Origin of the sequence: Mucilaginibacter daejeonensis (assembly GCF_020783335.1) — a bacterium.
Taxonomy (GTDB): domain Bacteria; phylum Bacteroidota; class Bacteroidia; order Sphingobacteriales; family Sphingobacteriaceae; genus Mucilaginibacter; species Mucilaginibacter daejeonensis.
On sequence record NZ_CP086068.1, the window covers coordinates 1,859,661 to 1,874,104 of the forward strand.

9 protein-coding genes are annotated in these 14,444 nt (G+C 41.9%); 8 read left to right on the top strand and 1 reads right to left on the bottom strand.

The window, feature by feature from the left end; all coding sequences use genetic code 11:
• Window positions 1-4: 4 nt before the first annotated feature.
• The 8 genes from LLH06_RS07980 to LLH06_RS08015 all read left to right on the top strand — a co-directional run bounded on the left by LLH06_RS07980 (window position 5) and on the right by LLH06_RS08015 (window position 13,433).
• Window positions 5-1,534, top strand: a complete 1,530-nt coding sequence (locus LLH06_RS07980; protein WP_228172747.1) for an ATP-binding protein — start codon at window positions 5-7, stop codon at window positions 1,532-1,534.
• Complete coding sequence (locus tag LLH06_RS07985; protein ID WP_228172748.1) at window positions 1,534-4,665, top strand: Z1 domain-containing protein; 3,132 nt, start codon at window positions 1,534-1,536, stop codon at window positions 4,663-4,665. The genes LLH06_RS07980 and LLH06_RS07985 overlap by 1 nt, the downstream gene beginning before the upstream one ends.
• On the top strand, window positions 4,662-5,630 hold the full coding sequence (locus LLH06_RS07990; protein WP_228172749.1) for a PD-(D/E)XK motif protein: 969 nt from the start codon (window positions 4,662-4,664) through the stop codon (window positions 5,628-5,630). The genes LLH06_RS07985 and LLH06_RS07990 overlap by 4 nt, the downstream gene beginning before the upstream one ends.
• Window positions 5,630-8,038: an AIPR family protein gene (locus LLH06_RS07995; RefSeq protein ID WP_228172750.1), complete on the top strand. Its 2,409-nt coding sequence runs from the start codon at window positions 5,630-5,632 to the stop codon at window positions 8,036-8,038. The genes LLH06_RS07990 and LLH06_RS07995 overlap by 1 nt, the downstream gene beginning before the upstream one ends.
• A 58-nt stretch (window positions 8,039-8,096) precedes the next feature.
• Window positions 8,097-9,365, top strand: a complete 1,269-nt coding sequence (locus tag LLH06_RS08000; protein WP_228172751.1) for a hypothetical protein — start codon at window positions 8,097-8,099, stop codon at window positions 9,363-9,365.
• Window positions 9,352-10,689 (top strand): hypothetical protein, encoded by a 1,338-nt coding sequence (locus LLH06_RS08005; RefSeq protein ID WP_228172752.1) that lies wholly within the window; start codon window positions 9,352-9,354, stop codon window positions 10,687-10,689. Before LLH06_RS08000 ends, LLH06_RS08005 begins: the two co-directional genes overlap by 14 nt.
• Before the next feature lie 761 nt (window positions 10,690-11,450).
• On the top strand, window positions 11,451-11,696 hold the full coding sequence (locus LLH06_RS08010; protein ID WP_228172753.1) for a hypothetical protein: 246 nt from the start codon (window positions 11,451-11,453) through the stop codon (window positions 11,694-11,696).
• Window positions 11,697-11,876: 180 nt separating this feature from the next.
• On the top strand, window positions 11,877-13,433 hold the full coding sequence (locus LLH06_RS08015) for a hypothetical protein (RefSeq protein ID WP_228172754.1): 1,557 nt from the start codon (window positions 11,877-11,879) through the stop codon (window positions 13,431-13,433).
• Between the two features lie 54 nt (window positions 13,434-13,487).
• On the opposite strand, the gene LLH06_RS08020 is transcribed toward LLH06_RS08015, so the two are convergent.
• Window positions 13,488-14,255 (bottom strand): FRG domain-containing protein, encoded by a 768-nt coding sequence (locus LLH06_RS08020; RefSeq protein WP_228172755.1) that lies wholly within the window; start codon window positions 14,253-14,255, stop codon window positions 13,488-13,490.
• Between the last annotated feature and the right edge of the window lie 189 nt (window positions 14,256-14,444).

Here is a 14,444-nt window from a genome sequence, read left to right on the forward strand (position 1 = left end):
AAGCATGACAACTGAATCTCAACCATCAACCGAATCCGCAGAACCAAATCCTGAGTTTCTGATCAAGTCTATTGCTGAACAGGGTTATAGTTTAGAAACCGCACTTGCGGACCTGATGGATAACTCTATCTCTGCGAAGGCCGATTTGATCGAAGTAATGATCCGGATGGATGATGAGCCATTTACTCTTTTTCTTGCGGATAACGGTGATGGTATGAATGAAGACGCTCTCCGTAAAAATATGCAGTTCCCAAGCAGTTCGCCAGAGGGCAGCCGTCAGCAAATCGATCTCGGTCGTTTTGGCCTTGGTATGAAAACGGCATCTTTTTCTCAAACACGGCGGTTTACCGTGCTTTCCAGGAAAAAAGGAACCTCTGATTACTCAGGCCGTACTTGGGACGTTGATTATCTGAAAAAAGCAGGATGGAAGCTAATTATAAATACGCAGGAAGAAGTATCTTCCCTACTGGCAGCATGGCAACATTTATCAGAATCGCATCTGAACGGTTTTGATGGTTTTAAGCCAAATACGCTGGTCATTTGGCAAGGGCTGTTCAAGTTCGAAAGTTATCTGGAGACCAATAACCGACAAAAGGCGCTGAAAAAAGAAATTACTGAAGTTACCAGTGAGTATCTGGCTTTGGTCTTTCATAGATTCATGGAGCGTGCCAACAAACCGCTCCGTATCAGAATAAATAATAGTATTATAACCCCATTTAACCCTTTTCCTGAAAACGAAAAAGATTTCCGGCAAATGGAATTTCGGCAAAAGAGCTTCCGCAGTGACACGATAAAGATGGAAGGATTTATTCTGCCCTCGCGGAGTATTGAAGAAAGCCGGGATAATCACAATATCTGGACCACTAAAAATCGTGGCTTAATGGATATGGAAGGTATTTATCTGTACCGGGCGGACAGGGTTATTTTATTTGGAGGCTGGAACGGACTGATCAGGAAGGCACCTAGGCTTCAACTAGCACGTTTGCGTGTCGAAGTTGGAAACAGCGTTGATCATTTGCTTCACCTTAATGTTGCAAAATCACAGATTGCTATACCGCATGACCTGAAAAACGCATTTGAGAATTATATTACAGAACTTAAAACAGAGGCCGAAAGAGAGTATTTTAACCGCGGAGTTCATAAATTTTCAAGTGTCGGAAAGAAGGATTCAGTTCAGTTGTTTCAGCGCAGGTCTTCCAGTAAGGGAGTATTGCTGGAAATCAATACCGACTTTACGCTGGTAAGTAACTTGGCAGCTTCGCTTGATGCGCGTCAGCAATCTCAGTTTCGCCTCATTATGAGAATGGTAAATACTACTGTCAACCAGATTAAACAATCACACCAGGATGTAGGGTTTGTCGAAAACAACGATGTTCATAGAGGGCTTAACAGTAGTGATATTAAATTATTTATTGAAGAACTGAAGGCTTCAGGCATCAGTACCGATCAGATAAAAAAGGAAATATTACCTGGTCTGGGCTATTCGCTCAGTTCTTTTCCAACCGACGTACGCAACCTATTGAATCTATCTTAATGGCAAAAAATAACAGAGATTATATTGATCGCATGAAGCTTCTGGTAAGCGGCAAATTTGAAAGTTACCGTCAGGTGAACACTGCCGTAACCCGCGAATTTTTCGAGGCTCCCGGCCTTCGTGATGAGATAAGAGCTAATATGAAGATGCTTGCCGGCATGGGAATCCCTGTACCCGGCGAAGATAAGTTCGACGATCTTTTTACAATAGCGCTCAGGGAGTCCCGTCTTGCTCATACACAGGGGATGACCCCAAGCGTATCGCTCAGCAGTAAAGACGCAAGAAAACGCAGCTGGCTCACACCGCAACGAATTGCCGCTCTCAAGTGGGACGATGATGAACTCATCACGTACAGGGCGCGGTATCTGGGCTTCCTGAAGAAAATGGGGCGTTCAAGGTCTTATATTAAAGAGACAAAGAGGTCCAGCCTGGAGATCCTGAAAAAAATGGGTGATCCTTTATCTCAGGAACCATTTTTTGTAAGAGGGTTGGTAGTTGGAAGCGTGCAGTCAGGCAAAACGGCAAATTTCAATGCAGTGATCAACAGCGCTATAGATGCGGGATATGACCTGATCATTGTTCTATCCGGAATCATGGAGGATCTCCGCAGCCAAACACAAAAGCGAATTGAAAAAGAGGTAGAGGGTAAATATAAGGCCGGTAGTTTTATAGGTGTGGGCGAGATATCATCCTTTGGCTCCCTTGGTGCCTATCCTGACGTAAAACAAATCGTCGTGCCCACTTCTCCGGATACAGACTTCAGTAAATCCATTAAGGAAGCTGATTTTTCCCTGAACAATAAGAATATTCTTATTTGCAAAAAAAACACAAGTGTTCTAAAAAATCTTTTGCTCTGGCTTCACAGTTATCTGAATAAGAATAAGGATAAGATTAACATTCCCTTTCTGATTGTTGATGATGAGGCTGATAATGCTTCACTCAACAATTTAGGCGAGAAGGGGATAGAATATGCCTCGGTCATCAATGGTCATATCCGTGCATTGTTGGCTCTGTTTAACCGCAAAACTTACCTTGGATACACTGCCACGCCTTTTGGCAACGTCCTGCAGGATCGGAATGAAGCGCCGGCATTAAAGTGGCGGATCGACGAAAAAGCAGGGGGTGAAATACTTACCACCTATTTTGATCTTGAAAAAAGCCTTTTTCCTGATGATTTTATAGAGTTGCTTTTCCCACCACCAAATTATGTGGGTCCAAAGCATTTTTTTCGTACACGCCTTGACGAGGTAGTTAAGATAGACCCGCTTATAGCACCGCCGGTCAGGGACTACCGCCCGTCATTCCCGGAAAGGGTTTGGAAAGATGATGCCAGATCCGGTCAACCCGGAACACCGGCATTTGAACATACCCGTGAAACGCGGGCAGCGGCGAAGTCAGACCGTTTTCCCGTAGTTCTTCCGGAATCGCTTAAGGATGCGGTCATGTGTTTTTTCGTATCTGTTGCTATACGTATCAGCCGTAAACCGGATATGATAGACTCTGCGGTTTTTCAACCGCATAATACGATGCTGATACACATTTCCCGGTTTACGGAGTGGCAGACAAGGACAAAAAATCTTATTCAGGATTTTGTTGATGAATTGACCCGTGACCTTGATTCTGACCTGCCCTCTGATAAAAATTCTGTCTATGGTGTTTTCGAACGCATCTGGTATAAGTATTACGCATATGTTATAGAAAACATCAGCAGTTATCTGCCCCAGGGATATGATGATCCTTTTCTAATTCCTAAAACTTTTGAAGATATTAAACCACTGCTCATGACGGCGATTTCCGGTGTTGAGGTCAAAGCGATTAACAGTGAAACCAAAGATTCACTTGAATATCCGGATCACACGGAAAAGAAATATATCGCTGTTGGTGGAAACCGGCTTTCGAGAGGCTTCACGCTCGAAGGCCTGACCATCAATTACTTTATTCGTAATACTAATTTTGCGGATACATTACTGCAAATGGGGCGCTGGTTTGGTTACCGGCCAGGTTACCTGGATTGCTGTAAACTCTTTTCAACCGCAGATTCACTGGAAAAGTTCGATCAGACCACCTATACAATGGAGGATCTTGAACAGAAATTTATAGATATGAACCGCGACCCGGAGAATACACCTTCCAAGTATGCTCTGCTGGTGCTTAAACATCCGGGCACGCTCAGGATCACCCGGCCATCCATATTGAAAAATGCTAAAGAAGTAAACTGGTCATTTTCTGATCAGCTGGAACAAACAACTTGGTTCAGTCTTGATCCGGTGCGGATTAAAACTGCATGGGATGCTTTCAGGACGCATACTGTAAAGAGAAATAATCGTTTCACATTTGAAAAAAATGGTTACATGCTGATCTCAGATGCCACGACAGAGGATGTGATCAGCTTTTTAAATCTTCCCAATACTTTTCTTGACGATAATCGGAAACCAGGAGAGAACTATTTTGCTGATCTGATCGCCTTTATACGTCTGGCCAATCAAAACGATAAGCTGATCGACTGGACAATAGGTGTTAAATTAGCCGGAGCGAGTGACACAACACTTGATAAAGAAGAAACCGGATTTGTAAAGGATATACAGTTGACCCAACGCAGCGGACCTGACCCCGAAAAATCTGGAAGATGGCTTAATTATATCAGGGACGAGCACATTTTCCGTGCAGGCGGAAATTCTGCTAACATCGTGACTGGCTCTAACGATATGGCTGTAGCTCTTACGGATGAAGAAGAAGTCAAAGCCAAAAAAGATTGGCGCGACGAACTGTACATTCAGCTTAAAGCTGAGAATCCCAGTTGGACCGAGGACGAATTGCAAAAAGAGATCAGACGTAAAAATATTCCGGAAAAAGCATTCAGACAAAAGATGAATCATCGTCAGGGAGTGCTGATGATATATCTGATCGACACCGCCGAAGTTTTCAGGCACCGGGGACGCGATATAGAAGAACTTGCAGCTGTTCGTGAGCATGTTGGAACAGATATACCACTGATCGGTTATGCTATGGGAATTCCACCATTGGGCGTTGATATCGGTGGTACTTATCTGCAAAGCAGACATCATCCGGAGCCAGAACCACCTGCGCCGGATGACGACAATTATGATGACTACAAAACAATATTGGAATGATGATGACAGTTGCCGCACTTGAACCAGTATGGCCTGAACTCCTTCATTCTGGTAGTTCAGAATTTGAGTTTAGGAGAATAGATAGCATCTGTATTCCCGAATTAAATATCGGAGTGAATGGTAAACTGCATCGTTGTCTGATCCTTGAATTGCCTAAGGGAACGCTTGGCAGCTGGCCGACAGTCATCAGAGACAATCTCAGCCTTTGCTGGTATCCTGACACCGCCTACATTGTTGTTGAGCTGCTTGATGCAAGCTATAATGATCTTTTTAACGACCTTATAATTTCTATCTACCGGCAGGTTTCCGGACTGTCCCGCGCAGATGAATATATTAATGGCCTGATCCGGATCTTTAATAAATGGAGCGGTTTTTTCGACTCACGACAAACCGGACGAATGCAACCTGAAACACTCCGAGGACTAATCGGAGAACTTATCATCCTGAGAAATCTGATTGGGCCAGCAGCTCCTGATGCGGTTAACAGTATTTTGGCGTCATGGAGAGGACCTTACGATGAGGTAAGGGATTTTATTACAGATGGCCTGGATACTGAGGTAAAGACAACGGATGGCAATTCGGATATACGTATTTCCAGCGAATTTCAATTGCAAACTGAAACAGGTAAAGAACTGCATCTTGCAGTGGTAGTAATGGAACCAGACCTGACCGTTGGGATTTCATTAAAAAGCCTGGTCAACGAGATTCGGGTATTGTCTGATACTTTGCTCGCTGATCCGTCTTTATTACCTGATGCTTTATTTCAAAAGGGGTTAACCTTCAGGAATTTATCCGACTATGATAATTTCCGGTTCCGCATCCGGAGGATTATTCGTTATGACTGTTTGCAGGATGGCTTTCCTGCTCTTTTAAGAAATGACCTTCCACTGGCAGTATATCAGGTTACCTACCGGTTACGCCTCTCCCTGCTCAGTAGTTTTATCATTCAAACAACGGAAATGTAATGGAAATTGACGAATATCTGATCTACCGTAAAGAACTGCTTGCTGAATCGGCAGATAACGACGGTTTTGTACAGCAAAATCTTTTTCTTTCCGAAGTGTTGCCTTTGATGGCAGATGCCCGTTTGATCGATTCAGAAGAATGTAATGATGCCTATTATACCTATCCGCAGGACAACCTGAAAATTAACGGTTACCTGGTAAACGAATCAGGCGAACGCCTTCAGCTTTTTCTGGTAGATGAATCGTCGATTGACCTGAACGCTACAAACGAGAATTTAAAAATATCCACAAAGGTGCACTATGATACTCAGTTCAAGCGTGCGCTCCGTTTTGTTTCACAAGCGGTGAAAGGTCACCTGACCGAAGAGCTGCAATTATCAAGCCCTGTACGTGCGCTGGCTACACAACTTGCATCAGGTGCCGGTGCAGACCAGTTCGATGTAATCGAGATATTTCTTATTTCAGCGACAGCAACTGTTGACAACCGCGGCTCGTTTCCACAGCCGCGCCGTCTTGAGTTCGAAGATGAGAAACTCAGCATCACGTTTAGTCACAAGCGTGAACGTACATCTAAAGAGTTATTGGTACTCAAAAGTCTTATTGACCTGAATTTTTTATACAACGTAGTCATCTCACAGGGCAGTCGGGAGCCACTGGTTATTGATTTTGAAAAAACATTCGGCTACCGTGTTGAAGCACTGGAGGCAGCAAGTGAGGATAATTTCGAGTCATACCTTTGTGTGCTGCCCGCAATTGTGCTTGCTGATCTTTATAAACGGTACAGTTCCCGCCTGTTGGAGAAGAACGTTCGGTCATTTTTGCAGTTCAAGGGTGCAAATGCAGGCATCCGGGAAACTATTCGTAAAAATCCTGAAAAATTCATTGCTTACAATAATGGTATCACGGTAACCGCGACGCATATGGACCGGATTACAGAAAATGGGCGGATTTATATCCGGTCGCTGCGTGATTTTCAGATTGTCAATGGTGGCCAGACGACCGCAAGTATCTTTTTTACACGGAAGGACGGATTTTCTGTGGATAAGGTGCGTGTGATGGCAAAAATTAATGTTGCACGGGATGTCCCGGAAAATAAACTGGACGAACTTATATCAAACATCAGTAAATTTTCTAACTCACAATCCAAAGTATCTTCCGTCGATCTTGATTCAAGAAACCCTCAGCTTACCCGTATCAAAGCACTATCAGAGAGTATTATTACTCCGACCGGTAAACGCTGGTTTTTTGAAAAGGCCAAAGGGGAATTCAACACTAAACTACGTATCGCCGGCAATAATCGAAATCGCATCGAACGCGATTACCCGCGTGACATGCGTTTTTCTAAAGAACAATTAGGAAAATACTTCACTTCATGGGGAGACCAGCCTTATGTAGTTAAGAAGGGTGGTGACAAAGTATTCCGCTACTTTATTGATGCCATTTCAGGTGAGGATACCCTTAATAAACCTGAAATTGACAGGGCTTTTTATGAAATGCTGATTGCCAGGGTCATTCTGTTTAAAAGTTTCGAAAATATTTACGGGCAGGGGAAAAATTCAATTGGTCAGATCAGGTCTGCGGTGGTGCCATATTCAATTTCAGTAATTTACCGATACACTGACGGACAAAAGGGAGGCAGATTATTTGACCTCGCCAAGTTGTGGCTCAGGGAGGGGATTGAGGAAGATCTGTCTGAGTTTGCACGCCAGCTCATGGAGTTGATGAATGACCTGATCCGTAAATATGCTGCCAGCGATGACTTGGGCGAATACTCAAAGCGGAAGGAATTATGGGAAGGCATCAGGGAGAGTACTGAACTGAGTTCTTTTATGAACACGCAGTTTGCTACAGAGATTTTAGATAAATTTACTGTACCGAGGGGTGTTGCAAAAGAAAAGGCTGGAAAGAGAAATAAGACTAAAGAAGTCGATTTCGGATTGCTGAACGCCAATGTCACCATCTTTAGCAGAACAGCGGATTTTTACCAGAAGCTTGGGTTAAAGCTGGCTGACAAGATAACCACCGCACAACGAAAGAAGGTAGATCATATAGCTCATTGTATCGCCAGTAAAAAGGATATACTTCCTGAATATGTCGAGTTTGAAAAAGAACTTATCCGCAACGTCCGGACATCATGGCCGGATGTTTTGAATAGCATCGATATTCCGCAGCAGGACCACTGGATGATTGCATTCTACGGTATAGTTTCCCTGTACAACCGTTGTGTGTCAGAGAAGCTTGATGTATCTTCGGAATTTCAGAAGCAGCGCGAGCTGGCTAAAGTACGGGGACATAAATACTATTCAGTTTATGATGAAATAGGTAAAACGTTGGCCGGTGGCCAGCCACCCTCCATTAAATTTTTAGAAAACGTTAACTATTTTTCTCAGTCGGTACACAAGCAATAACGTCAATTATTTATATTTTTATTGATTGACTATCAATGCGATGTTTTATAAAGATTAAATGAAAGCAAAGATCTTGGACAAAAAATTAGAGGTGAGGCATGAAATTGACAGAGACATAATCAAAACGTGTTATTTGGTAAAATTGTCCCTCAAAGATTATATTCTGGCTTTACCACCTGATTATAAATCGTATTACGTTCAAAGGGAAATCGTTCATAATCCCTATCTGGATAATTTGATTAACACAGTATTGAATGAAGGCCATATCCCTTCGATCGTACTCATAATAGATTATGCCGTAAACACTGAAACATCTCCGGATTTGGATATCCAGGAATTTAAAATTTTGGATGGATTGCAGCGAACACATCGTTTAAAGGTGATTTGGGATACTATTCAACTCCTTAATGATGCGATAAAAACCTCTACCGATATTTTGGATTTTGGCAGGCTAAAAATCAGTAGAGAATACTCCAAGCAAATTAATCAAATTGAATCATCATCCAATATTCTGTCGAAACTGATCGAATATCAAAAAAGTCATCTGGATGAAAATATTGAAGACAAATTTGCCAAAAATTTCATGTGGTTTGAAGTCTGGTCAGGATTAGACCCCAATGAGGAAGTTCAGAAAATGCTTATCTTAAATGCCGGGCATAAGCCGGTTAAAACAAAGCACCAGTTAGAATTATTGTTTAATAACCTCGTGCCGATAATCACTAAAACATCTACCAGTGACTTTCAGCTGATCAAGGAAAAGGAACAATCATCGATTCAACACAGTAAAAATCGCGCTGTGGGGCATTTCCATTTTTCGCACATAATTAGTGCTGTATTATCCTATGAAGCGGGAAAACCTGTTACAACGAACATCAATTTGATTCAAAAAACTCAAAACGAAGACTTCAATGACGAATTTGATATCAAATATGACTACGATTTCTTTAAAACATTTATTACTACTATAGTAAAATTCGATAAATCGCTACAGGCTGTTTATAAAGAACTCGGTACTCAATGGTTAGGCAGAGAAATTACGCTGGTCGGTTTATTTGCTGCATCCGGCAAACTTGCAAAAGAAAAGAATAACCTTTCTTTTTACGAAGTCTGTGATATAATTGACAGGCAAATAATTCAAAATCCCCCAGTTTTGGATCTTGCTGGATTTGAAAAGGCCCGGAACAGTTTAGATCTTAGTAAGGTAAATATTGGCAATATAAATAAGACTGCTGTTTATGATGGACTTTATGATATTTTAACCGGCAAGGTAACCCAGAAGATTAATTGGCAGATTTATTTTAAGACCGGTATCGATGAGAACAATTAATGCTTTATACGATAACCTAATCTTATTGCTGGATACATTAGTTGGTGCAAATGCAGATGCATTTGAATTGACATTGGCCGAACCTGATAAAACAAAGTTTGCAACGATTATAACAAGTCTTATAGATGAGCAAAACATTGTAGATGCAGCCAGGGCCGGTGGGCTCATATATCAAAACGCTGATCTGATCATACAATCATTAAACAACCTTACTAATGATTTTCCGGGATTTTTAACGCCAAGAAAGGACCAGATTATAAGCTATCTGATTTTATTTAAATTTTTAATTAAAAATTGGACTCTTATCCCAAATCACAGATTAAGACCTGCGATTTTTAAGCTAAAAGATATTCAGATAGGCTCAATTTTACATAAAAACTATTTCTATCATGACACGGCTGATTTAGCCAATTCTGTTTTTTTGCTAACGTTAAATAATGTTACAGAATTATATGATTATCTTGACTCCTGTACAATCTCAGAGATTTTAATTTTGCATGTTCTTGTAAAATTGGATGCATCGGTAGATCTGGCTCATGACACATTTATTTTAATCAGATCGCAGCGAACCTACAATACAAAACAGATATTGTCATTCGTCAAGTTTCAGATGATAATGGAAGGAATGTTCACTCATCAGCCTTATGAAATAAATCATATCCCGGCTACAACAAATCGGAAAAGAATAAAAATTGGTAATGGCTACCACCAATTTGCGGATACATTAATGATCCTGAGTGAGTATAATTATCAAAAAGACCTCCTTGATAAATATTTAAGACTTTATCATGTACTGGAGAATAATATGTACAGGACTCAGATTGTAAAGGTTGAAAGGGAATCAACCGGCAGTGTATTTTCAATAAGGGAATTTCAGCGCCTATACAAGAAAATAACCAAAGGTGAAGAGGATGTTCTCGGCGGATTATTTAAGGATGCTTTTGAGTTGGATTATGATCCAAACCCAGTAGTTAAGTTGAAAACGTATATAATGTCTCTGCTAAAAACCGTTAGGACAGGTATGACGCCAGTAGTGATTAATGCCATGTTTACACGCATGAATTTAAATATTGATGTCAATACAGTCACCAACGGAAGCCTGCTCAGTTTTTATACTTCAGTAGTATATAAGTTTCGCAATTCAATGGTGCATAATAGAGAAACAGAGTTTCACCTAATGCACGAAACTCTTTCAAACGACATAAAGCGCTTTATTGAGCAATTTTTGATTCCGACTATGGAGGAAATGGTCATTTTATTGACTGTCGAACGGAACTCAGTTGTGTGGTACACGAACCCACATATTAGTGTCTACCAAGAGTAATTATTCAATTATCAGACACCATTTGCAGCACTTTCATAAGCTTGACAGTCCATTATATGCAGTTGTCGATTACTTTGGAAATGAGTTTTTTTATTTTCCGCTAAAACTTCTTTCGGCAACATCGGAAGCCCTCTGATAATTAATTTTGGTGTATGCGTTAGGAACGCGACACGAAAGTTGTAAGAGAAAACAGCCTTCCTAGCAATGGGCAAAACACCCTATTACGCAGCTAGACCCGTTGCCAAACTTTATATTGTAGAAACCGATGACTGATTACACAAGCAATACAATCCATAGACTAAAATAATTTTCCTTTGCTTTACTTTTCAAATATAAAGAAAATGTTACTTTTTGATCATTTGTAAATATGGTGAACAAGCAAACTACGATATATTAGGGCTTTTATCAGCCAAAATAACATCAATTAATAATTCACTTAAAAGTGCGCATTTTGCAGTTACTAAAAATCAAAAAGCAATAAAGTTTCATGATAACCCTGTTCATCTAATCGCAAATTAAATCATCGGATGGGAAATATAAATTGATCCGCACCAATTTTTGTTGCTATATTGAGGGCTATCACTTTTGCCTTGTATTGCACCATTGCCAATACTGTTATGGCGCGCTTAAACTCCGCTCAAACGCAAGCAGCTTACTGATGAATGACGAAAATCCCATAGGCATTGATATTGTAAAGCACCCTAATTCGTGAGCAGCATTGTAATTATCTTCGTATATATGTGGGAAATAACCTACTCATTATGGCAACGCAAAACCTATTTATTCCCTCGGGCATGTATTTCGGGGTAACAGATCTACCGAAAGAAGTAAATGAAAACCAAAAGTTCTCGGTCAACCTGAGTGATAACCGCCCCGAAAGGATCATTGAATATACGCCCTACGATACCTGGGTTCAGACCGAAGGCTTTCCCATGCTGGATTCACACCTTGAACTGTTGGGCCGGGCGATCAAAATCAATTTTAAGGAACTATTTTCAATTGCATGAAGCGCCGACTGACCAATGGATGAACTCGAAAAGCTTTCAGGGGAACTAAAAACCTTTGTGGCTAGGTATGACCCTGACGCTTTTATTACCCGTACCACTTCCCTAGTCAAAGGCATCACGATGCCTTCGCAGCAAGCTGCCATACGCGGTTTGATCTCACCCTTGCGATAGTTGCTTTACTTGGCTTACCTCAACCTTTCGTCCGATCCGGCAGAAGTTACCACAAGCAGTTTTCCGCAAAACGAATGGGATCATATCAAAAGGCAGCTTTACTTGATCAATGAAATCTACGATACGACTTACGGTGAACAAAAAGCAATAGCGGATAGTCAGGACGGGGAACAACTGGCCAAAAGAGCGGTAGCTTTATCGACCTATAACGCCTTTTTTCACCAAGGACCGCTTAAGTTTGAGGAACAGATCATTGAAAAGATACAGCAGGTCTTTAAGCATGTGCATAAGGAAGTGCTGGCCGGGGTAAAAATTTCACCGGACGATCTGATCGCTATCTATGACATAATGGATAATTTGCAACATCAGAAGATCAACCGCCGTTTTCGTAAGGATGAGGCGGAGGAACAGCAGTTTCTGGATGAAATCCGGCAGGGGATCACCAGCGGTGCTTTTTCTTTTCAGGAAGGCATGAGGACAATTGCCGAAAAAGACTACGAACTGTTCGAACTGGAAACAAACCCTGCCGCCGGTCATTTCTTTACCAGGGATGAATTAACGGACCGTTACGACGCGCAAAAGGTGGACGTGTTCCTATCCTCATTTTCTATTACCCGCCAGCAAGATAATGGATTTCTATTCTTTAGCGGCAAAAACAAGGTATTGTCAAAGCCGGTTTACCGGATGAACGATGGCCGGTATTTGGTCATCGACTATAAACTGTTGCTCGATGCCATCTACAGTTTCCTGACCGACGCAGCGATTGCCGCTGTCGGTGACAGTAATCGCATTACCCGGACTAGGGACAAATTTTTAGAGTCTAAAACAGCACAGATATTCCGTGATTTTTATGCAGGGGATAAAAAGGCCGTCTTTTATGAAAATTATTATGTTGATGGCTCCGAACATGATTTGCTAGTGCTTTCCAACAAAACCGCGCTGATTATTGAGGCGAAGGCCGGAAACGTGCGCGAACCTTCCTTTGACCCTGACCGGGCCTATGATAAGATCAAAAAGGACTTTGATAAAACCATTAAATATGGCTACGAGCAAACCTTTAAGATCAGGGAGTATTTTATTGACCGGCAGCCGTTTGAAATTTTCAATGAAAAAAAAGAACGCCAGGCGGCCATCAACCCAAAAGATTTCAAACAGGTGTTTTCTATTATAGTGACCCTCGAAAAGTTCGGGCATATACAGAATGACCTGGCTTTTATGCTGGAGCTGTTCGAGGACGACGTTAATCCCTGGTCGGTCTGCATCGACGACTTCGAAATATTCTTGCTGGCCATGAAAAAGAAAGGCTTTATGACCCAGGACTTTCACTTGTTCCTGAACCTGCGGCGTGTCCTGCATGGCAACCTGATCACCAATGATGAAGGCCGGATCACCGGGCATTTTCTCACCCACCGGAATTTTCTGAAAATGCGCAATGCCCACGGCACCTACCGACCGGTAGCGGCTGAGGATATGATTTATGACCAGCTGTATGAGAAGGTGCTGGGCTTCAGAGACGAGCGAATGGCCGACGTTAAAAGGGACCCGCGATACACGAAGCTATATTGATGATGTAACAGACAGCCGGGAGTTTATATAAGTTCTTCACGTTGTGCTCATCGCTCATTTGCTTTCGCCTGGTAACTCATCGCTTAATTTGGAATAGCGCCATTCCAGGTGTCGGCAATAGCCATCGATATCAGGAAATACAGAGGCGCTGTTCACACCCATGATGTGCAATTGTTTCCGGATAGCCGCGAATTGTGCAGCAGGAATGGTTACCTTGGTCAGCTTCTTGCTGAAAGTACGGTGCGTTTCAAACCTGATCATTTTGCCGCCTTCGTTGATTTTATGGACAGTGAATACGCCGGACTGCGCGGATATTCTTCTGGATACTACCGTGGAACGGAATATTTTGGTGATCTTGTTGCTTAACGGGTCGATCAGCTCTGTGTTGGTTCTGAAATCTTTGACGTCAGCATTCAATATCCAGACTACCCCGTCAAGCGGCTGTTTATTTTTGTCGATTTTCGCGGGCCTCGACACCGTGAACCACAAAGCGACTAAAGCGCTGTAGGTCCAGTCCAGCAAGCGCGTTGGCAGGCCATGATGCTGTGCCAGGGCCAGCAGGTCCCAATTATTTTCAGGCTGAAATTCAGATAAAGGCAGTATGCCCCGCTTAAATTCCTCCAGCATCAGTTTTTCGATATTGGTGATCTTTCCCTTTAAGGTTAACCGTGCCAGTTTGGGCAATAAGGGACTGTCGGAGTTCTGCCCCCGGAACAACAGGTCGGTTTTATTGCCCTTGTTTTCACTATTGGTTTTTATCTTTTCTATCAAGGCTGCATAGTCTTGGATATTTATCACTTCCTGAAAAGAATAATTAGGCATATGGAAAGGAATGAATAGTTATTTTGGTGTAACACCTTAAAGTTATCAGTTTTATTGTAACATTTGTCACACAGGCACAGTGTTGTATGGGTTATACTTCTATGCATTCGAACGTATTAAATCAAATGTCATAGATAAAATTGAAAAAAGGTATCGAAATCTCGCAAGGGTAAAGACTTCTGTAGGCAG